Annotated in this window: 16 protein-coding genes; 12 read left to right on the plus strand and 4 right to left on the minus strand. The window is 73.0% G+C overall.

Going from position 1 to position 19014, the window contains the following annotated elements; translation table 11 throughout:
- The first annotated feature begins 100 nt into the window (after positions 1 to 100).
- Entirely contained in the window at positions 101 to 1690 is a 1590-nt protein-coding gene (locus tag ACFYYJ_RS15415) for a protein kinase (protein ID WP_389132482.1), read from the plus strand.
- Here the strand turns inward: ACFYYJ_RS15415 and ACFYYJ_RS15420 are convergent.
- Positions 1683 to 1970, minus strand: coding sequence for a hypothetical protein (locus tag ACFYYJ_RS15420; RefSeq protein ID WP_389132485.1), 288 nt, complete (start codon positions 1968 to 1970; stop codon positions 1683 to 1685). The two genes, ACFYYJ_RS15415 and ACFYYJ_RS15420, sit on opposite strands and share 8 nt — an antisense overlap.
- 1144 nt (positions 1971 to 3114) lie before the next feature.
- Between ACFYYJ_RS15420 and ACFYYJ_RS15425 the strand changes: the two genes are divergently transcribed.
- On the plus strand, positions 3115 to 3363 hold the full coding sequence (locus ACFYYJ_RS15425) for a hypothetical protein (protein ID WP_389132487.1): 249 nt from the start codon (positions 3115 to 3117) through the stop codon (positions 3361 to 3363).
- On the opposite strand, the gene ACFYYJ_RS15430 is transcribed toward ACFYYJ_RS15425, so the two are convergent.
- Entirely contained in the window at positions 3360 to 4478 is a 1119-nt protein-coding gene (locus ACFYYJ_RS15430; RefSeq protein WP_389132490.1) for a DUF6183 family protein, read from the minus strand. The two genes, ACFYYJ_RS15425 and ACFYYJ_RS15430, sit on opposite strands and share 4 nt — an antisense overlap.
- Positions 4479 to 5363: 885 nt before the next feature.
- Here ACFYYJ_RS15430 and ACFYYJ_RS15435 point away from each other — a divergent pair.
- The 10 genes from ACFYYJ_RS15435 to ACFYYJ_RS15480 all read left to right on the plus strand — a co-directional run bounded on the left by ACFYYJ_RS15435 (position 5364) and on the right by ACFYYJ_RS15480 (position 17193).
- On the plus strand, positions 5364 to 6440 hold the full coding sequence (locus ACFYYJ_RS15435) for a zinc-dependent alcohol dehydrogenase family protein (RefSeq protein ID WP_389132493.1): 1077 nt from the start codon (positions 5364 to 5366) through the stop codon (positions 6438 to 6440).
- Between the two features lie 130 nt (positions 6441 to 6570).
- On the plus strand, positions 6571 to 7326 hold the full coding sequence (locus tag ACFYYJ_RS15440) for an HAD family hydrolase (RefSeq protein WP_385127959.1): 756 nt from the start codon (positions 6571 to 6573) through the stop codon (positions 7324 to 7326).
- Positions 7323 to 9734 carry a glycoside hydrolase family 65 protein gene (locus ACFYYJ_RS15445; RefSeq protein WP_389132496.1) on the plus strand — a complete coding sequence of 804 codons (2412 nt, stop codon included), beginning with the start codon at positions 7323 to 7325 and terminating at the stop codon, positions 9732 to 9734. The genes ACFYYJ_RS15440 and ACFYYJ_RS15445 overlap by 4 nt, the downstream gene beginning before the upstream one ends.
- A gap of 78 nt (positions 9735 to 9812) precedes the next feature.
- A complete protein-coding gene (locus tag ACFYYJ_RS15450) occupies positions 9813 to 10262 on the plus strand; it encodes a universal stress protein (RefSeq protein ID WP_385127963.1) in 450 nt (149 codons plus the stop codon).
- Positions 10263 to 10369: 107 nt separating this feature from the next.
- Positions 10370 to 11266: a universal stress protein gene (locus tag ACFYYJ_RS15455; protein ID WP_385127964.1), complete on the plus strand. Its 897-nt coding sequence runs from the start codon at positions 10370 to 10372 to the stop codon at positions 11264 to 11266.
- Complete coding sequence (locus ACFYYJ_RS15460) at positions 11263 to 12126, plus strand: universal stress protein (RefSeq protein ID WP_385364976.1); 864 nt, start codon at positions 11263 to 11265, stop codon at positions 12124 to 12126. Before ACFYYJ_RS15455 ends, ACFYYJ_RS15460 begins: the two co-directional genes overlap by 4 nt.
- A 13-nt stretch (positions 12127 to 12139) precedes the next feature.
- On the plus strand, positions 12140 to 12421 hold the full coding sequence (locus ACFYYJ_RS15465; protein ID WP_389132500.1) for a hypothetical protein: 282 nt from the start codon (positions 12140 to 12142) through the stop codon (positions 12419 to 12421).
- Between the two features lie 145 nt (positions 12422 to 12566).
- Positions 12567 to 13577: an oxygenase MpaB family protein gene (locus ACFYYJ_RS15470; RefSeq protein ID WP_389132502.1), complete on the plus strand. Its 1011-nt coding sequence runs from the start codon at positions 12567 to 12569 to the stop codon at positions 13575 to 13577.
- Positions 13559 to 15622, plus strand: a complete 2064-nt coding sequence (locus tag ACFYYJ_RS15475; RefSeq protein ID WP_389132505.1) for a tetratricopeptide repeat protein — start codon at positions 13559 to 13561, stop codon at positions 15620 to 15622. Before ACFYYJ_RS15470 ends, ACFYYJ_RS15475 begins: the two co-directional genes overlap by 19 nt.
- On the plus strand, positions 15619 to 17193 hold the full coding sequence (locus tag ACFYYJ_RS15480) for a phytoene desaturase family protein (protein WP_389132508.1): 1575 nt from the start codon (positions 15619 to 15621) through the stop codon (positions 17191 to 17193). The genes ACFYYJ_RS15475 and ACFYYJ_RS15480 overlap by 4 nt, the downstream gene beginning before the upstream one ends.
- Before the next feature lie 41 nt (positions 17194 to 17234).
- Here the strand turns inward: ACFYYJ_RS15480 and ACFYYJ_RS15485 are convergent, their stop codons facing one another.
- Both ACFYYJ_RS15485 and ACFYYJ_RS15490 read right to left on the minus strand, forming a co-directional pair.
- Positions 17235 to 17684, minus strand: a complete 450-nt coding sequence (locus ACFYYJ_RS15485) for a nitroreductase family deazaflavin-dependent oxidoreductase (protein WP_389132511.1) — start codon at positions 17682 to 17684, stop codon at positions 17235 to 17237.
- A gap of 117 nt (positions 17685 to 17801) precedes the next feature.
- Positions 17802 to 18986, minus strand: a complete 1185-nt coding sequence (locus tag ACFYYJ_RS15490; protein WP_389132514.1) for an FAD-dependent monooxygenase — start codon at positions 18984 to 18986, stop codon at positions 17802 to 17804.
- Positions 18987 to 19014 lie beyond the last annotated feature (28 nt).

Below are 19014 nucleotides of genomic sequence, written 5' to 3' on the forward strand. Positions count from 1 at the left end.
CCGTGGCCCCTTTCGCACGGAGACCGCTGGACGGCAGATCAACGCGGCGGCCACACTTGGCCCCTGACCATGACCGTTCATCACGCACACCGGGGGCAAGGTGCCGCAGGAGGCGATCTCCGACCGTTACGAACTTCTGGAGGAGCTCAGCCACGGCGGCATGGGCGACGTGTGGCGCGGCTACGACGCTGTGCTCGACCGGCCCGTCGCCGTGAAGCTCATCCGGCAGGCTTCGGTCACCTCTCCCCAACTGGCCGAGGAGTTCGCCAAGCGCTTCCGCCGCGAGGCCCGCATCACCGCACGCATCCAGCACCCCGGCGTGCCGCAGGTGTACGACGCGGTGCTCGACACGTCGTACGAGCGGCTGTTCCTGGTGATGGAGCTCGTCGACGGCGTACCCCTGTCCGCCTACCTGGACCCCGGCCGGCCGCTGCCGGTCAGCTGGGCGGCCGCCGTCGCCGCGCAGGTCGCGACCGTACTGTCGTACGCGCACGACGTCCCGGTGATCCACCGCGACCTCAAGCCGGGCAACATCCTCGTCGCACGCGACGGCACCGTGAAGGTCCTCGACTTCGGCATCGCCGCGATCCTGCGCACCGATGTCACCAAACTGACCGCCACCGGCAGCCCCATCGGCACCCACCAGTACATGTCGCCCGAGCAGGTGCGCGGCGGACGCGTCACCCCGCAGACCGATCTGTACGCCCTGGGCTGTGTACTGCACGAACTCCTCAGCGGACGACTCGCGTTCGAGGCGGACAGCGAGTACATGCTGATGTACCAGCACGTCAACGCCGCCCCCACCCCGCTGCGGGAGCTGCGGCCCGAGGTCCCCGAGGCACTGGAGGAGCTGGTCCTGCACCTGCTGCGGAAGGCTCCCGAGGCACGGCCCGCCGACACGCAGGAGGTGTACGCGCGGCTGCTGCCGTTCCTCCCGCCTCCGGGCCAGGAACCCGGCACGACGGATGCTGGGCTGGCCGGAGCGCCCGACCCGACGGGCGTCTTCCGTCGTCCTTTCGCGCCCCGCGCCCGCGCCCAGTCGCCCGTACCTGATGACGTGCCGCCCACGGCCGTCCTCCCGGGGGCCCGGCCGGTGCCCGTTCCCGCCCAACTGCGTGAGGACATCAAGGCGGCGTACGCCCATTCCGACGCCCTGCTGGATGAGGAGCGGTTCACTCAGGCCGCCGAGGTGCTCGGCGAGATCATCGAACCCGCGGCCCTCGCCCTCGGCTCCGAGAGCAAGGCCGTTCTGGCGCTGCGCCGCCAGCGAGCGGCCATCCGCCTCCTCGGCGGCGACTACCGGTCCGCCCTGCCCGAGTTCGAGGCCCTCTCCGACGCCTACGCCCGCATCTCCGGACCCACCGGCGAGCAGTCCCGCGCCTGCCGCGCCCAAGCTGCCCGGTGCCGCGCCGAACTGGGCCAGGTCACCGACGCGCTCGCCGCGCTCCAGGGCGTGCTGAACGTCGTGCGGGCCGTCGACAGCGACGCGAGCGAGGAAGCGGTGGAGCTGCGGCACAACATCGGGATGCTGTTGCTCGCCCAGGGCCGAGCCGCCGAAGCCCGGCAGGTCCTCGAACCGCTCCATCAGGACATGTGCATGGTGTTCGGTCCCGACGACGAGATGACCGTCGAGATTGCCGCGGCGCTGGCCCTGATCCGCCTTGACCTCGACGACGACGCTGTCAGGTAACCCGCTCGTACACCTCGCAGGCTCGGCTGGAGTCACTGAAGCAGGCCACCAGACCGAGGAATTCACCACCGACGAGAAGACCGGCGAGATGCGGCGGCACAGAGTCGATTCGGATGCCGGAATCCAGATCGAGGGTGGCGACCGGGCCGTCTACGGAAAGAAGATCGTCTCCTTCTCCGTACGCCTGCCGGGGAGAGCTCACAGCCGGATCATCCTGAACGCCGACGGCGCCCGCCACCGGTCCCCGGAAGAGGACCCGGACGGAGGAGGAGGCGAGCATGGCCCTGCGCCTCGCCCACGAGATCCTCGACCGCGCGCCAGGCGTCATTGCCGCCGTGCTCGACACTGCCTGGCGCGGAACCCACCGGGCCAGACTCGTCGCCCGCGGAATCGTCGTCTACACACCACAGCACGACGGAATCAAGCCCAGGCCACTGAACAAGTACCGATATGACCACTGCATCCGCGACGTCTACGCGGAAGCTGGACGTCCATGCGAACGGCACATCTCCGTCGACGGACAGACCATCTACGCTCCGCTCCCCGTGCGAGAACTCCCGTCGCTCCGGAGTGAACAGCCGCCGCTTCTACCACGCAGTCGAAATCCCCTGCAGGAACGGACCGCACATCGAGCTGATCCCCGTCTATGAGACGAAGGAGGACAGGGCACTCGATCCAAGAACCAAGCGCCCGAAGTTCAACCGATGCGAGCACCTCCGCCAGATCCCACCGACGCGGCCGGGCAGCTGGGGACGATGCGCTCCGTGAGACGCGGCGGCGGCCCGCGGCATGTACGCTCCTGTCTACGCCTTGTCCGATGCTGAGCCCGGCACGATTGTCATCGCCCCGGGGGATCAGCGCGGTACCGTGCCGATCCCGGAGGAAGGTTGCGGCTACTGCTGAGGCCTTGACTGGGGTGACAGCCCCAACATGGTGTGTGAGGCGTGTGGCATGCCCGTGGCAAGCCGGATCGATGATTGCTCACTCTGGCAGGCGGTCTGGCTCGTACCCAATGCCGTGCGCCGCCTCCCCGCCAGCAACGCAAGGCGCTCCTGAGCGGAAGTGCTGATGGAGGCTAAGGCCACGCCACCGATCGAGCCCATCACCAGACGGGGGGTCGCTTTTGGGGCTGGACTGCTGGTGGTCCTGGAGCCTTCAGTGGGAGGCGGCAGCCGGCCAGGCCCTCGCCCACCTGCTGGGAGCCTCGGGTGGCCGGCCAGTGACGGTCCCGCACGGCCTGGTCGCGGAAGTCTTCCAACGCACCGTCGACGCCCTGCTGCCCGCAGTCCAGCCCGCGCGGCGGGCAGTTCTGGCCGGACCGGGACTGCCCGCCCCCGCAGGGGACGCCGACATCATTTTCGTGCCTCTACCCGCAGGCGGGGAAACCCTGGAGCCCGGCCGGTCCGGCCGCCTCGACGTACCCCGTGCCGCTGCCGTTCGGGGTGTGGATGTGGATGGCCTTCCCCGAACGGGACCTGGCCCTCCCCGCCTCGGGAATCATGCCCGCCGGTGTACTCCGCGATGACCCGCCCGCACCACGACCTCACCGCCTGTTCCGGGCCGACCCGGGAATCTTCGCGCACACGCTGGTCCGGTTGCCGGCAGTCCGCGTCCCCTGGCTGCACGAGATCCTCGAGAACCTCACGCACCACAAGCGCACCGGCCTGTTCTAGTCAGTGTCTGTGGCCGCCAGGACGGCGAGGCGCAGGCCGTCCGGGGAGAGAGCCGCGATGCCGTAGTCGTCGCCGTCATTGTGGAAGAACTCGGAGTCCGTCTGGAAGTGGAACCAGGTGTACTGCTCGGCGAGGCGTTCCACCTCCTCCGCGCTCGCGTGGAACGGCAGGCCGCACAGGCCCGCGAGCGAGCGCCATGCCTGCAGCCGGCCCCAGGCCCCGTACCTGCCGGAGTTGTAGAAGCCCCCCATGGATGCGGTGGCGAAGAGCAGGGACCAGATGTCGCCCACGGGGCGGGCGGCTATCTCGTAGCGGCCCGCGGGGCCGAGGTCGGTGACGCACTCCATCGGCAGGGTGGGGAGCAGGGCGGGTACCTGGGCGGGAGTGATGGGCTGGTCCGGCCGGAAGACCCAGGCCTCGGCGTAGCCCCAGTTGTCTTCGGCGGCGGTGACGATGAGGTCGTGCTCGTCCACCGTCACGGAGTTGCGCAGCGGTGATGTTCCGGATGGCCGGGGGGTTGGCGGATCCAGACGGTCGTGCCCGGGCAGGCCGCTCTTCACGCCGCTGGCCGAGCCGTTCACGGTATGGCGCGTGAAGTCGGGTTTGGTCTCCAGGGCGCGGCGGCGGTCAGGGAGCCAGTCCAGGGGAGGCAGCCAGCCGGGGCGCAGGGCAGGGAACTCGTCCGGGTCCACCCCGCGCAACAGCAACTCGTGGAACAGGCAGGTCCGCAGCTCGCGAAGTCGGTCCCCTTCGGGGATGTCGGCGAAGACCGTCCGTGCGAGGACCGCGGCTGGCTGGTGCTGGGCGAGCATCGTCGCCATGAGCGGAAGTTCGAGTCCCACGGATCCGGTGGCGGCTTCCTGTGCACCCAGGAGCTGGAGCAGCAGCTCGACGCTGTCACGGCCCGGGGTCGTGGTGAGGAGCCGGCGGAGGTAGGCGAGGTCGGTTCCGTGGATCCGGACGGCCCGGGCGGCGGCCGCGTAACGGGCGGTGAGGTGCGACCCCAGCCCGCGCAGATGGGTGATGTCGCCGGCCATGGCGTGCTGGAGGGCCTCGTTGCGTGAGATGTACTCGGGCTTGCTGTTGATCGTCAGGTCGTTTGCCTCGTCGTTCACGGTGCGACAGCCTAGGTCGTCGCTCGCACGCGACTGGGTGGACCTTACGTGCGACTTGGGCAACAGCCTCACGCAGTCCCACCACCACATGGGGTTTTCCGTGCTCGCCTGGGTTCGCGCGACTCAGGGCTACCACCTGTTCAGTCCCCTGATCGGAGACACTGCGACTGGAAAGCGGCTGCCTGGCGCGCGTGCCGTGACCATGGCTGCGAACCAGCTTCGTAACGCCCGCCGTGGCGGAATGCTGACTCTGCTTCAGAGACTTGGCCCCTATGCCGATCAGCTCGGGGTGGACTGCGAGGCGAAGGATCTCCCGGCACGGCAGTAGTTCGAGGTCTGCCGTCCATCGCGGCGGCGCGGTTGCCGACGCCGTACCCCGCAGGCGCCTGCGCCGAACAGGTCCGCTAGCCCGGACCTTGCCTGCGCTGGTGTGCCTGCCAGGGGGACTGCCGCACCCGCGCGCCTGTTCCCGTGCTGCCGAAGATCTGCAGTCTGCTGGAATGCTCGCTGTGGTGACACGCCTCGTGACCTGCGCTGTACCAAAGTGCCAACTATCTTTCTGATTCTGCCCCTCCAGGCGCTGACCCTACTTGGCATCAGTGGAGGTCACGAACGTTGCCTGATGCCAAGTAGGAATCCTGGTCATACGCCCGCCCCGGTTGCGGTGTGCCGGGTCCGAGACACCCTGGAAGAGTCCGCTGCCCTCCTCGCGGGACGGGAGCCGGTCACGCCACCGCCTCACCGGGCCAGGTCTCCCGGGAGGGGCCCGACCGGTAACCGCCAAGGGGCCCACCGGCCCGAGCGGGCCGACGGGACACGGGCACGGCCCGGCGGTGGACCTCTTTCGGACCGCTTTCGGACCGCACACAGAGAGAAGGCCGCGCCATGAAGGCACTCGTCTTCCACGGGCCCGGACGGACCTCCTGGCAGGACGTTCCGGACCCCGCGATCGAGGACGCCGCGGACGCGGTCGTCCGGGTCGACGCCGTCACCATCTGCGGCACCGACCTGCACATCGTCAAGGGCGACGTCCCGGAGGTCACACCGGGTCGGGTGCTCGGCCACGAGGCCGTCGGCACCGTCGTCGAGGCCGGTGGCGACGTCCGCACCGTCCGCCCGGGCGACCGGGTCCTGATCTCCTGCATCTCGGCGTGCGGCCGCTGCCGCTTCTGCCGCGAGGCCCGCTACGGGCAGTGCCGCGGAGGCGGCGGCTGGGTCCTCGGCCACACCATCGACGGCACCCAGGCCGAGTACGTCCGCGTCCCCTTCGCCGACCTCTCCGTCCATCCGCTGCCCAGCGCACTGGCCGGTCACGAGGCGGTCCTGCTCGCGGACATCTTCCCCACCTCCTACGAGGTGGGCGTCCTCAACGGGAACGTCCGCCCCGGAGACACCGTCGTCGTGGTCGGCGCCGGGCCCATCGGACTCGCGGCCATCGCCACCGCACAGCTCTACAGCCCGTACCGGACCGTCGTCGTCGACCTGGCCGCCTCCCGGCTCGCCGCCGCCCGCGACCTGGGCGCCGATGCCACGGTCAGCGCCCGGGAGGGGCCCGAGCAATTGGTGGAGGACTTGACCGACGGGCTCGGCGCGGACGTGGTCATCGAGGCCGTCGGGGTGCCCGAGGCGTTCGAGATGTGCACCCGGATGGTCCGTCCCGGCGGCCGGGTAGCCAACATCGGCGTCCACGGCAAGCCCGCGACCCTCCACCTCGAAGACCTGTGGATCAAGGACGTCACCCTCACCACCGGCCTCGTCGACACCCACTCGACCCCCATGCTGATGCGGATGACGGCCGCCGGCCGGCTGCCCGGATCCGCGCTGGTCACCCACCGCTTCGAACTGGACCAGATGGAAGAGGCGTACGACGTCTTCGCCCGAGCCGCCGACACCGGCGCCCTCAAGGTCGTCCTCGGAGGCCCGCAGCACGACACGGTCGCCGTACCGCCCCAGGAGCAGTGATCACCGTGACCGCCTCGGCCCGGTCCCGGCCGGGGGCCGCCCGGCCCCGGCCGTGGGACGGGGGACCCCGCACCCACGGGACGGAGCCCACCCCCGTCCGTCCCACCGGCCGTCGCGTGGCCCACGGGTCATGAGCGGGGTGCGCGCCGTCGTCTTCGACACCGACGGAGTGCTGCTGGCCACGGCCGACCGGCACGCCGCCGCCTGGAAGGAGACCTTCGACGGCTGCCTCGCCCGGTGGGGCGGGCACGTCGGACCACGGCCGCGCCCCTTCGACGCCGTCCACGACTACCGGGACCTCGTCGACGGAAGGTCCCGGCTCGACGGCGTACGCGCCTTCCTCACCGCGCGCCGCATCGACCTCCCGCCCGGAACCCCCGAGGACCCGCCCGGATGCGACACCGTGCACGCGGTGGCCGCCCGCAAGGAGGCGGTCTTCTCCGAGATGCTGCGGACCGAAGGGGTGGCGGTCTTCGACGACGTCGGGCCCGTCCTGCGGCGACTGCGGGAGACGGACGTGCGATGCGCGGCGGTCTCCGCCTCACGGCACGCCCGCACCCTCCTGGGGTCCGCCGGCCTCACCGGCTTCTTCGGCGCCCTGGTCGACGGCCGGGACGCCGACGCGCTCGCCCTCCCCGGCAAGCCCGACCCCGCCCTCTTCCTCGAAGCCGCCGACCGCCTCGGAAGCGGTCCCGAGCGCGCCGCCGTGGTGGAGGACGCCCTCGTCGGCGTCGAGGCGGGCCGCAGCGGCCGCTTCCACCTGGTCGTCGGAATCGATCGCGGCCGCGACCCGCACACAGCGGACGCACTGCGCGCGCACGGCGCCCACCTCGTCCTGCCGGACCTCCTCGGACTCCCCGCCGCGCTCGACGGGCCAGGGCGGTGAACACGTCCTGGCGCTGGGAGTACCGGCGCTACGATCCCAGGACCGAGCGCCTCGCCGAGTCCCTGTGCACCCTCGGCAACGGCCGCTTCGCCACCCGCGGATCCGCTCCCGAGACCACCGCCGACGCCGTCCACTACCCCGCCACCTACCTCGCGGGCTGCTACGACCGCCTCACCTCCGCCGTCGCCGGACGCACCGTCTCCAACGAGGACCTGGTCCGGCTGCCGGACTGGACCGCCCTGCGCTACCGCTGCCTGCCCGACGGCGCCCCGCCCGGCGAATGGCTCACCCCGGACCACCCCTCCCTGCGCCGCCACCACCTCTCGCTCGACCTGCGGAGCGGGACGCTCACCCGCCGCATGCTCTTCGTCGACGCCGAAGGCCGCGGCCTGGGCGTCACCCACACCCGACTCGTCCACATGGGCGACCCGCACCTGGCCGCGCAACGCACCCGCTTCCGCGCGTCCGGCTGGATCGGACGGATCGAGGTCGTCTCCGTCCTCGACGGCGACGTCGTCAACGGCGGCGTGGAGCGCTACGCCGCCCTCGCCGGGCGTCACCTCGTCGGGCACCGGGCCGGCGCCGAGGCGGACGGCACCGCCTGGCTGTCCTGCCGTACGTCCCGCCGTACGCCCACCCCCGCCGTAACCATCGGGCTCGCCGTACGCACCTCCACGCGCCTCCCGACGGCCGCCGACCGAGCGTGCACGACCACCTCGGCGACGCAGACCTCCGTACTGCCGATCGGGCGGGGGCGACCGGTCGTCGTCGTGAAGACCGCCGCCCTGTTCAGCTCGCTCGACCGCCCCCGCGCCGACCCCGTACGGAGCGCGGTCGAACAGGCCGCGCACGCCCCGGACTTCGCCGCCCTGCTGGCCTCCCACGAGGCGGCCTGGCAGCGGATCCGGAGCCAGGGAGAGCTGCGGACGACGGGGGAGACCGGCAGGATCCTGCGCCTGCACGCCTTCCACGTACTGCAGACCCTCTCCCCGCACACCGCGGAACTCGACGTCGGCGTACCCGCCCGCGGCCTCCACGGGGAGGCGTACCGGGGCCATGTCTTCTGGGACGAGCTGTTCGTCCTGCCCCACCTCGCCCTGCACTTCCCCGAAACCGCCCGCGCCCTGCTGATGTACCGCCACAGGCGGCTGCCCGCGGCACGGGAAGCCGCCCGCCGGGCGGGGGCCGCGGGGGCGATGTTCCCCTGGCAGAGCGGCAGTTCAGGAACCGAGGAGACGCAACGGCTGCACCTCAACCCGCGCTCCGGCCGGTGGCTGCCCGACCACTCCCGCCTCCAGCGCCACGTGGGCTCGGCCATCGCCTGGAACGCGTGGCAGTACGGCCTCGCCGCCGGCGACACCGGCTTCATGCACGGCCCGGGTGCCGAACTCCTCCTGGACATAGCCCACTTCTGGTCGGGCGCCGCCACCTGGGACGCCGCCCTCGGCCGCTACCGCATCCACGGCGTCGTCGGCCCGGACGAATACCACGACGCCTACCCGGACGCCGCCGCCCCCGGCATCGACGACAACGCGTACACCAACGTCACCGCGGCCTGGGTGCTCGCCCGCGCCCTCGACCTCTACGCGGAACTCCCGGAAGCCCGACGCGCGGAGCTCCTCGTACGGCTCGGCCTCGACGCGGACGACCTCGCAGGCTGGGAGGACATCTCGCACCGCATGTACGTGCCCTTCCACCGGGGCGTGATCAGCCAGTTCCACGGCTACGGAGACCTCGTCGAGCTCGACTGGGACCGGTACCGTGCCCACTACCACGACATCCGCCGCCTGGACCGCATCCTGGAGGCCGAAGGCGATACGCCCAACCGCTACCAGGCGTCCAAACAGGCCGACACCCTCATGCTCGGCTACCTCTTCCGCCCTGCCGAACTCGCCCGCCTGTTCACCCGGCTCGGCTACGGCTTCGACGACGAGCTGTGGGCGAGGACGGTGGCGTACTACCTGCGCCGGACGTGTCACGGCTCCACGCTCAGCAGCCTCGTCCACGGCTGGGTGCTGGCCCGGCAGCAGGGCCCGGACGCCTGGCGCTACTGCCGGGAAGCCCTGCTCGGCGACGTCACCGACATCCAGGGCGGCACCACGGGCGAGGGGATCCACCTCGGCGCCATGGCGGGCACCCTGGACCTCGTCGAACGCGGGATCGTCGGGCTCGACCCCGCCGCCGACGGCCTGCGCATCGACCCGGTGCCGCTGTCCGGGACGGAGGGCTCGACCCTCTCCGTCTCCTACCTCGGCCACAGGGACATCCGCATCCGGTTCCGGCCCGGGCGGCTGGGGATCCGCGTCCGCCCCTCGCTCCTCGGCCCGGTGCCCCTGATCCTTCCGGGTGACCGGCGCGAGTGGATCGCCGCAGGCCAGGAGCGGTGGTACCGCCTGCCCGAGGGGTGAGGCGACCGCCCGTCGCGTGGCGGCGCGCCCGTGCCTCGCACACGCTGGAGAGAGAGCGCCGAAAGGAGTGAGGGACACATGGGCACGCAGCATGAGGCTCCACGCATCGTGGTGGGCGTCGACGGGTCGCCCTCCTCCCAGGCCGCGCTGCGATGGGCGGTGCGGTACGCCGGTCTCGTCGGCGGGACGGTGGAGGCGGTCACGGCCTGGGAAGTCCCCGGCAGTTCGGCGTGGTCGGCGCCGGCCGTCGACGCCACGTTCGACGAGGAGGACGCCGAACGGCGCCTGGTCGAAGAGGTCCGTACGGTGCTCGGCGAGGACGGCGCGTCATCGGTGCGCCAGCGCCTGGTGCACGGGCATCCGGTCGACGTGCTGGTGGACGCGGCCGAGGGAGCGGACGTGCTGGTGGTGGGCAGCCGCGGCCGCGGCGGCTTCAGCCGGGCCCTGCTCGGCTCCGTGAGCCAGCAGGCGGCCCTCCACGCCCCCTGCCCGGTGACCATCGTGCGACCGGACGCCTCCGGCGAGTGAAACCCACGCGAGTACGGGCGCGGTCCGGGCGGCAGGTACGACGACGTCCGCGCCCGCCGAGGTGAGCGTGAGGGTGCCACCCATCGGTTCATCGATCGGGAGACATCGTGGACATCACCATCCGCACGCCGGACACCAGCTCGGTCGTCGTCGGCGTGGACGGCTCGGACGCGGCACGCGCCGCCGCCCTGTGGGCCGCGGGCGAGGCCGTACGCCGCGACCGCCCCCTGCACGTGGTCCACGGTGCCGACACGGAAGGCAGGGCCCTCTACCTGTCCGCGAAGACCATCGAGAGGGTCCGCGTCGCGGGCAGGGAGCTCCTGGACGACACGGCGAAGGCCGTGGCCGCCGCGTACCCCGGTCTGCGCGTGACCACCGAGTTCAGCCGCGCCGGCGCCGTCACCACCCTGCACCGGACCGGCGGCCTGCACGGCACCGTCGTCGTCGGCCACCGAGGCCTGGGCGGCTTCCAGTCGCTCATGCTCGGCTCCGTCGGGCTGGGTATCGCGGCCATCGCCGAGAACCCCGTCATCGTGGTGCGCGGCATCGACGACGCGGAGGAACGCGGCAGCGTCCTGGCCGCCGTCCGCGACGAGCACGACCTCGTGTGCGCCCGCTATGCCGCCCAGGAGGCCCGGCTGCGCAAGGCGTCCCTGCGCCTGCTGCACGTGTGGAACATGCTCGACTCCGTGGGTAACGTGGTGACCATGCTCGACGGCGTGGACGAGATCGCCGGGGGACACGAAGGGACCCTGGGGGCCCTCACGGAGAAGATCCGTGACGCGTTCCCCGGGCTGGAAGTCCAGGGCGACGCGGAGAAGAGCTCCTCGATCGCGGGAGCCCTGGTCGAGGCGTCCCACCGGGCGGACCTGCTGGTCATGGGCGGCCGACGGGCCCCCACCCCGCTCGGACTCGGCCGCAACCTGGGCCGGGTCACCCACGGGGTCCTGCACCACGCGCACTGCCCGGTCCTGCTCATCCCCCGTTCCGGAGGCCGGTCATGACCGCCGAGTGGGAGGCCGCCCGCGACATCGTCATGGGGATCGACCCGGCGAGGGACTGGCACCTCCCACTGGCCTGGGCCGCCGACGAGGCCGAGCGCCGCGGGCTGCCCCTGCGCCTCGTGCTGGCGGTGCCGCCGGAACACGACACCCGCCACGCCGGTGAGAACTCCCGGCAGACGGCCCTGCGGCGAGCGGGCGCCGCCCGGCTGGACGAGGCCCAGGAGTGGGCCCGGGAGCGGAACCCGGAGCTGGACGTCACCACCGAACTGGTCGCCGGTTCCCCCGCCCACGCCCTGGTGGCGCAGGCGCGCCACGCCCACCTGGTGGTCCTCGGCTCCCGACACCTGGGACGCATCGCGGAGTTCTTCAGCGCCGGCTCGACGCTGGTCCCGGTGACGGCCCAGGCCCCGTGCCCGGTCGCCGTGGTGGGCGACGCCGAACACGTGACCCAGCAGCCGCCCTACGTCGTCGTCGGCATCGACGGCAGCACCTCCGCGAAGGACGCCCTGACCTTCGCGTTCGACGAGGCCGACCGGCGGGGCGCCGAGCTCAGGGTCGTCCGGGTCCGCCAGAAGTCGATGCTCATGGCGGACGACGAAAGGGCCGCGATCGCGGAGGAGCGCATCCTGCTGGTCGAGGCGACCTCCGGTCTGACCGGCGAGTCCCCGGACGTGCGCGTCACCCACGAGGTCCTCTCCGGCCACCCGGTCGAGGAACTGGCCCGGGCGGCCGAGCACGCGCTCGCCGTCGTCGTCGGACGCCGCGGTCGCGGCGGCTACACCGGCATGCGGCTCGGCTCCGTCGCCCACGGCCTGCTCCACCGGGCCCACTGCCCGGTGATCACCGTTCCCTCCGGATGAGGAGGAGTCGGCGGTGGCACAGCGCGCGCACTGGGACGCCACGCACGCGGCCCACCCCGGCATGTACGGACACCGACCCTCCGAGCCCGCCGCGGAGGTGTTCCGGGCGGCCGGTGCACGGGAGGTCCTGGAGCTGGGAGCCGGGCACGGCCGCGACTCCCTGTTCTTCGCCCGGCGGCTGGTCGACTCCCTCGCCGAAGGCCGGCGTCCCGACGACGTACACGCCTTCGAGGAAGGGGAGCTGCCCCGGCGCCTGCGGCGCGTCACGCAGACCGTGCCCATGGACGTGCGTTGAGCCGGACGACATTCATCCGCGAGGCCGCACCCGACCGCGGGCCGCGCGCCCACGTGCACGCGGGCTGACGGCCGACACCCGGACGCACGCCTCGGCCAGGGCCTAGAGTGGATCCACCGGGCGCCTGTGGCAGGGAGGTACGGGGATGGGCGACACCACGACCGGACGCACAGGCCCCGCGGGCCCCCCGAACCCCACCAGTCCCACTGGCGCCACCTGCCCCACGGGACCCACCGGGCCCGACCCCGGGCTGTACGGGCCCTCGTCCGTCACCTGGCACTGCCACGGCGACCCCGTCATGTGGATCGCCGGCGTCCGCGCCCTCTACCTCCAGGCACTCCACCCACGGGCCGTCCGCGGGGTCATGGAGAACTCCGACTTCAGGCGCGACGCCTGGGGCCGACTGCTGCGCACCGCCGACTTCGTCGGCACGCTCACCTACGGCACCACCGAGGCCGCCGAGCGCGCCGGGGCCCGTGTCCGGGCGATCCACCGCAGGCTGTCCGCCACCGACCCGGCCACCGGCGAGCGGTTCCCCGTCGACGACCCCGAGTTGCTGCTGTGGATCCACTGCGCGCAGATCGACAGCTTCCTCCACGTGCTGCGCCGCACCGGCGTCGGCCTGACCCCCGGCCAGGCCGACCGCTACGTCGACGAGAACAGGGTGAACGCCCGCCTCGTCGGCCTCGATCCGGCCCGCGTCCCCGCCGACACCGCGGGCCTCGCCGCGTACTTCGAGCGGGTCCGGCCCGAGCTCGCCGCCGGCCCCGACGCCCAGGACGTGTACGACTTCCTCCAGGGCCCGCCGGTCCCTCCGATCCTCGTCCCTGGCCGAAACCTGCTGTGGCGCCCGGTCGCCGCCCTCGCGTACGGTTCCCTCCCCGACTGGGCGCACCACCTGTACGGGCGGCCCGCACCGCCCCCGCGCACGGTCACCCGGCGCCTGCGCCTCACGGGGCGCGTGTTGCGCGGCATTCCCGCAGGTCTACGCTGGAAGCTGCCGCCAGGTCACATCTTGAAAGCGATGCGTCGCATGGGCCCCGGGAGCCGCCCCTCGACGCACGGGCTGCGCGCGGCAGCCTCCATACTGGACGGGCCGGGGTGGGCATCGCACGACGACGGGGGCGGCTTTAAGACATGGCGGAGTCCAGACTGATCCAGGGCCGGTACCGGTCGCTCGACCTGATCGGGCGCGGCGGCATGGGCGAGGTATGGCGCGCCCGGGACGAATCCCTGGGCCGGCAGGTCGCCGTGAAGTGCCTCAAGCCGATCGGTGCCGACCAGGACGCCCACTTCACCCAGGTCCTGCGCGAACGGTTCCGGCGCGAGGCGCGGGTGGCCGCCTCCCTCCAGCACCGCGGGGTCACCGTCGTCCACGACTTCGGCGACGACAGCGCCGCGGGCGGCTGCCTGTACCTGGTGATGGAGCTCCTGGAAGGCCGCAACCTCAGCCAGCTCCTGGAGGAGAACGAGACCCGCCCGCTCCCCGTCGACGTCGTCGTCGACATCGCGGAGCAGATGGCCGCCGCCCTGGGCTACACCCACGATCAGGGCGTCGTCCACCGCGACCTGAAGCCCGCCAACATCATGCGGCTCACCGACGGCACGGTGAAGATCTGCGACTTCGGCATCGCCCGACTCGCCCACGACATCGGCTTCACCGCCAAGCTCACCGGCGGCGGCATGGCCATGGGCACCCCCCACTACATGTCGCCCGAGCAGATCGCGGGCGGCGAGGTCGACCACCGCAGCGACCTCTACTCCCTGGGCTGCGTCCTGTACGAGATCGCCACCGGAGCCCCGCCCTTCGACCTCGGGGACTCCTGGTCCGTGCTGGTCGGCCACCGCGACAACGCGCCCGTGCCGCTGCGCCGGCACCGCCCCGAACTGCCGACCTACTTCGAGGAGCTCGTCCTCGACCTCCTCGCCAAGCGCCCCGAGGACCGACCGGGCGACGCCCGCCACCTGCACCGCCGGCTCGTCGAGGCACGCCTCGGTTCCGGCGGGCGGCCCGGCACCCAGGCCCCGCTCCCGGCGTGGGCCCGCGGGATGACCGCCGGGCGCAAGGCCGGGATCGACGCCCGCCCCGCGAGCGGGGAATGGGCCGTGCTCACCGGCTCCTGGACGGCCGCCCGCCCCAGCGGCGAACAGCACGCCCTCCGCCGCCCCGAACCCTCCGAGGACCCGCGCCTGACCGTGGCGTACGGCGTCGCGCGCATCCCGGGCCCGCGGGAGACAGACCCGGACGCGCTCACCGCCGGCCACACCCGCGCCTTCGCGCTCAGCCGCTCCGGTCACCCCGAGGAGGCGCTGGCCGCGTACAGGGCCGTGGCCGAGGGCCGTGCCCGCGCCCTCGGCGCCGACCACCCCGACACGCTCGCCGCGCGCCAGGAGGCGGCGTACGAACTGGGCCGGCTCGGGCGCCACCAGGAAGCGCACGACATCTACCGCGCCGTGCTCGTCGCCCGCGACCGGACCGTGGGAACGCGCCACCCCGACACCCTGCGCTGCCGCCACAACCTGGCCTGCGCCCTGGGCGCCCTCGGCCGGTTCGCGGACGCCCACGCCACCGCCGCCGGGGTCGCCGCCGACCGGGCCGCCGTCCTGGGCGCCGAGCACCCCGACACCCTGCTGACGCGCTACGAGGTGGCGTACGCCCTCGGCCGCCTGGAGCGCTGGCAGGAGGCCCTGGCGGGCTTCCGCGAGGTCGCCGCCGTCCGGGAGCAGGTCCTCGGCCGCGACCACCCCGACACCCTGGCCGCGCGCTACGAGGTCGGCATCGCGCTCGGCCGCACCGGGAACAGCGCCCAGGCCCTCGACCTGTTCCGGGCCCTGGTCCGCGACCGCACCCGCGCCTACGGCGCCGGCGACCCCGAGACCCTGCGCGCCCGGCACGTCCTCGGCGTCAACCTGGGCCGGCTGGAGCGCTGGGAGGAAGCGGTGGCCGAGGCCCGCCAGGTGGGGGCCGTACGGTCGAAGGTGCTCGGCGCCGAACACCCCGACACCCTGGTCAGCCGCCGCGAACTGGCCGTCGGCCTCGGCCGGCTGGGCCGCTGGGAGGAAGCGCTGCCCATCTACCGCGAGCTCTCCGGCATCCGCGAGCGGTCCCTGGGCGACGAGCACCCCGAGACGGTGCTGGCCCACGCCGACGAGGCGTACTGTCTGGAGCGGCTCGGCCAGGTGTGCTACCAAGAGCCATGACGACCTTCGGGCGGGACGTATACGACGACGTGATCGTGGGCGGCGGACACAACGGCCTGGTGGCCGCCGCGTACCTGGCCAGGGCGGGCCGCGCGGTCCTCGTCCTGGAACGGCTCGGCAACACCGGCGGGGCGGCCATCTCCAGCCGCCCCTTCGCCGACGTCGACGCCCGCCTCTCGCGCTACTCCTACCTCGTCTCCCTGCTCCCGTCGAAGATCGTGCGCGACCTCGGGCTGAGCTTCGCCGTCCGCCGCCGCACCGTGTCCTCGTACACGCCCGTCGAACGCGGCGGCCGGCCCGGCGGACTCCTCGTCGGCGGCGACGAGCAGCGGACCAGGGAGTCCTTCGCGCGGCTGACCGGCTCGGAGCGGGAGTACGAGAGCTGGCGCGCCTTCTACGGGACCACCGGGCACGTGGCCCGCGCGGTGTTCCCGACCCTCACCGAACCCCTGCCCAGCCGCGCGGAGCTGCGCTCCCGGATCGACGACGAGGCCGCGTGGCGGATGCTCTTCGAGGAGCCGCTCGGCCGGGCGGTGGAAGGGCACTTCGACGACGACCTGGTGCGCGGGGTCGTCCTCACGGACGGTCTGATCGGCACGTTCGCCGACGCGCACGACCCCTCGCTCGCGCAGAACCGCTGCTTCCTCTACCACGTCATCGGCGGCGGGACCGGCGACTGGGACGTGCCCGTCGGCGGCATGGGTGCCCTGACGGACTCCCTGGCCGCCGCCGCGCGGGCAGCCGGGGCGGAGATCGCCACCGGGCACGAGGTGCTGCGGATCGACACGGACGGGAACTCGCCGGCGGAGGTGGTGTTCCGCACGGCCACCGGCGAGGGGCGGGTCGTCGCCCGGACCGTGCTGGTGAACGCCTCGCCCCGGGCGCTGGCCGAACTCCTCGGCGAGACGCCTCGGGAGCCGGCCCCCGAGGGCGCCCAGCTCAAGGTCAACATGCTGCTGCGCAGGCTGCCCAGGCTGCGTGACACCACCGTGGACCCGCGCGAGGCCTTCGGGGGCACCTTCCACATCGCCGAGGGCTACGGCGAGCTGGCACGGGCCCACGCGGAGGCGGCGTCCGGCGAACTGCCGTCCGTACCGCCCTCGGAGATCTACTGCCACTCGCTGACCGACCCCACGATCCTGGGGCCGGAGCTGGTGGAGCAGGGCTACCAGACGCTCACCCTCTTCGGACTGCACACCCCGGCCCGCCTGTTCGAGAAGGACAACCGACAGGCGCGCGAGGTCCTGCTGGCCGCCACCCTCGCGCAGCTCGACAGCCACCTGGCCGAACCGATCACCGACTGCCTCGCCTTCGACGGCGACGGCCGCCCGTGCATCGAGGCGAAGACCCCGCTCGACCTGGAGCGCGAACTGCGCCTGCCCGGCGGCCACATCTTCCACCGCGACCTGTCGTGGCCGTACGCCGACGAGGGCGCCGGTGCCGTCGGCGGCCGGTGGGGAGTGGAGACCGCCCACCGCAACGTCCTGCTGTGCGGTGCGGGGGCGGTCCGCGGTGGCGGCGTCAGCGGCGTCCCGGGCCACAACGCGGCGATGGCCGTGCTGGGGCACTGACCTCGCCGCCTGCCGGCCGCCGCGCGCCGCCCGGCGTACCGCTACTCGGCGGGCTCGATCACGACGATCGGGATCTCGCGGTCCGTCTTGGACTGGTACTCGTCGTACGGGGGCCAGTGACGCAGCATCAGCGGCCAGTACTCGGCGCGTTCCTGGGCCGTGGCGGTACGGGCCGTGCCCTGGAGGATCCTGGGGCCGACCTGGATGCGGACCTCGGGGTGTTCGGTCAGATTGCGGTACCAGAGGGGGTGCGCCGGGTCGCCGCCCTTGGAGGCGACGACGAGGTATCGGCCTTCGTCCTCGCCGTAGATGAGGGGCGTGCGCACCGGATCGCCGGAAACCCTGCCCACGGTGGTGAGCAGCAGGGTCTGCGTGCCGTTCCAGTACTGACCCTCGCTGCCCTTCGAGTCCACGTACAGCTTGACGTGGTCGAGCTGCCAGCTGCCCGGCCGGGGGTCGGTCGGGTGGTCCCAGTCGATGTCGGTCGTCACGGTATTCAGCCTGCCTTCGCGCGTTGAATGGTCAACGAACCTCAACAACGAGTGCCAACACCGTGGGACACGAGGTTTATGCCGGGGGTGCCGGGGGTGCCGGGGTGGGCGAGGGCGTCAGGGGAGCCTGAAGCCGTCGACGATCCCGTCCATCGCACGGTTCGTGGCGAAGGCCGGGGTGGCGCGGACCGCGAGGTCACGCAGGGCGACCGCGAACGGGTGGGTGAGCGCGGCGACCCGGCCCATGCGGCGGGCCCGGACGCGGATGGCGTCGGTGCGGGCGCAGCGGGCCGCGCTGTACGCGGCGAGCGCGGCCGGTACGTCCACGGTGTCCGCAGCGCCCAGGAGGTGGGCGAGGACGGCGGCGTCCTCGACGGCCTGGCATCCGCCCTGGCCGAGGTTGGGGGTCATGGCGTGGGCGGCGTCGCCGAGCCAGGCGAGGCGGCCGTGGTGGAAGCGGGGGAGCGGGGCAGCCAGGTCGTGGAGGTCGTGCTGGAGCACGGCGGCCGGGTCGACCCGTTCCAGCAGCGCGGGGATCGGGTCGTGCCAGCCGCCGAAACGGCGCAGGAGTTCGGCGTGGACGTCCTCCGGGCGGTACCCCTCGGGGGCGACGGCGGTGGCGTAGACGTAGACGCGGCCGTCGGCGAGCGGGACGGTACCGAAGCGCTCCCCGCGCCCCCAGGTCTCGGCCGTGTCGACGCCGGCACCGGCACCGGCCGCGGCCGCGGACGCCGGCAGTACGGTGCGCCAGGCGGTCTCCCCGCTGTAGTGCAGTCCGGGGTGGTCCGGGAAGTGCCGGCGGCGCAGCGCGCTGTGGATGCCGTCGGCGGCGAGGACGAGGTCGGCCTCGAGGTCGCCCGCGGAGGTACGGACCACGGGGCGGCCGGTGGCGTGGTCCACGGAGGTGACCTCGGAAACGGTGGTGGAGTACCGGATCGTGCCCTCGGGGAGCGCCGCGGCCAGGGCGTCGGCCAGGGCCGAGCGGTGCAGGGCGAGCGGCGGCCGGCCGTAGCGCGCGGTGAGCGCGGTGGTGTCGGCGCGGGTCAGCCATCTCCCGTCCGAGCGCCGCAGGCCCATCGCGGCGGGGACCGTGCGGCCCCCGGCGAGGGTGGCGTCGAACCCGATGGTGTCGAAGGCGCGCAGGGCGTTCGGGGCGAGCACGATCCCGGCGCCGACGGCGGTCGGCCCGGAGGCCCGCTCGCACACGGTGATCCTCCAGCCGCGCCGGTGCAGGGCGAGTGCCGCGGTGAGGCCCCCGATCCCCGCACCGGCCACGACCACATGACGCCGGAGTCCCGACATGGCAAGCCCTCCCCATCTTCGACTTCCG

Origin of the sequence: Streptomyces sp. NPDC002467 (assembly GCF_042889825.1) — a bacterium.
Lineage (GTDB): Bacteria > Actinomycetota > Actinomycetes > Streptomycetales > Streptomycetaceae > Streptomyces.

Excerpts from the sequence above, each read along its gene's own strand:
- ACFYYJ_RS15420 (WP_389132485.1), bottom strand. The coding sequence starts at position 1,970 with ATGCTCGCCTCCTCCTCCGTCCGGGTCCTCTTCCGGGGACCGGTGGCG.
- ACFYYJ_RS15435 (WP_389132493.1), top strand. The coding sequence starts at position 5,364 with ATGAAGGCACTCGTCTTCCACGGGCCCGGACGGACCTCCTGGCAGGAC.
- ACFYYJ_RS15440 (WP_385127959.1), top strand. The coding sequence starts at position 6,571 with ATGAGCGGGGTGCGCGCCGTCGTCTTCGACACCGACGGAGTGCTGCTG.
- ACFYYJ_RS15450 (WP_385127963.1), top strand. The coding sequence starts at position 9,813 with ATGGGCACGCAGCATGAGGCTCCACGCATCGTGGTGGGCGTCGACGGG.
- ACFYYJ_RS15460 (WP_385364976.1), top strand. The coding sequence starts at position 11,263 with ATGACCGCCGAGTGGGAGGCCGCCCGCGACATCGTCATGGGGATCGAC.
- ACFYYJ_RS15470 (WP_389132502.1), top strand. The coding sequence starts at position 12,567 with ATGGGCGACACCACGACCGGACGCACAGGCCCCGCGGGCCCCCCGAAC.
- ACFYYJ_RS15475 (WP_389132505.1), top strand. The coding sequence starts at position 13,559 with ATGGCGGAGTCCAGACTGATCCAGGGCCGGTACCGGTCGCTCGACCTG.
- ACFYYJ_RS15480 (WP_389132508.1), top strand. The coding sequence starts at position 15,619 with ATGACGACCTTCGGGCGGGACGTATACGACGACGTGATCGTGGGCGGC.
- ACFYYJ_RS15490 (WP_389132514.1), bottom strand. The coding sequence starts at position 18,986 with ATGTCGGGACTCCGGCGTCATGTGGTCGTGGCCGGTGCGGGGATCGGG.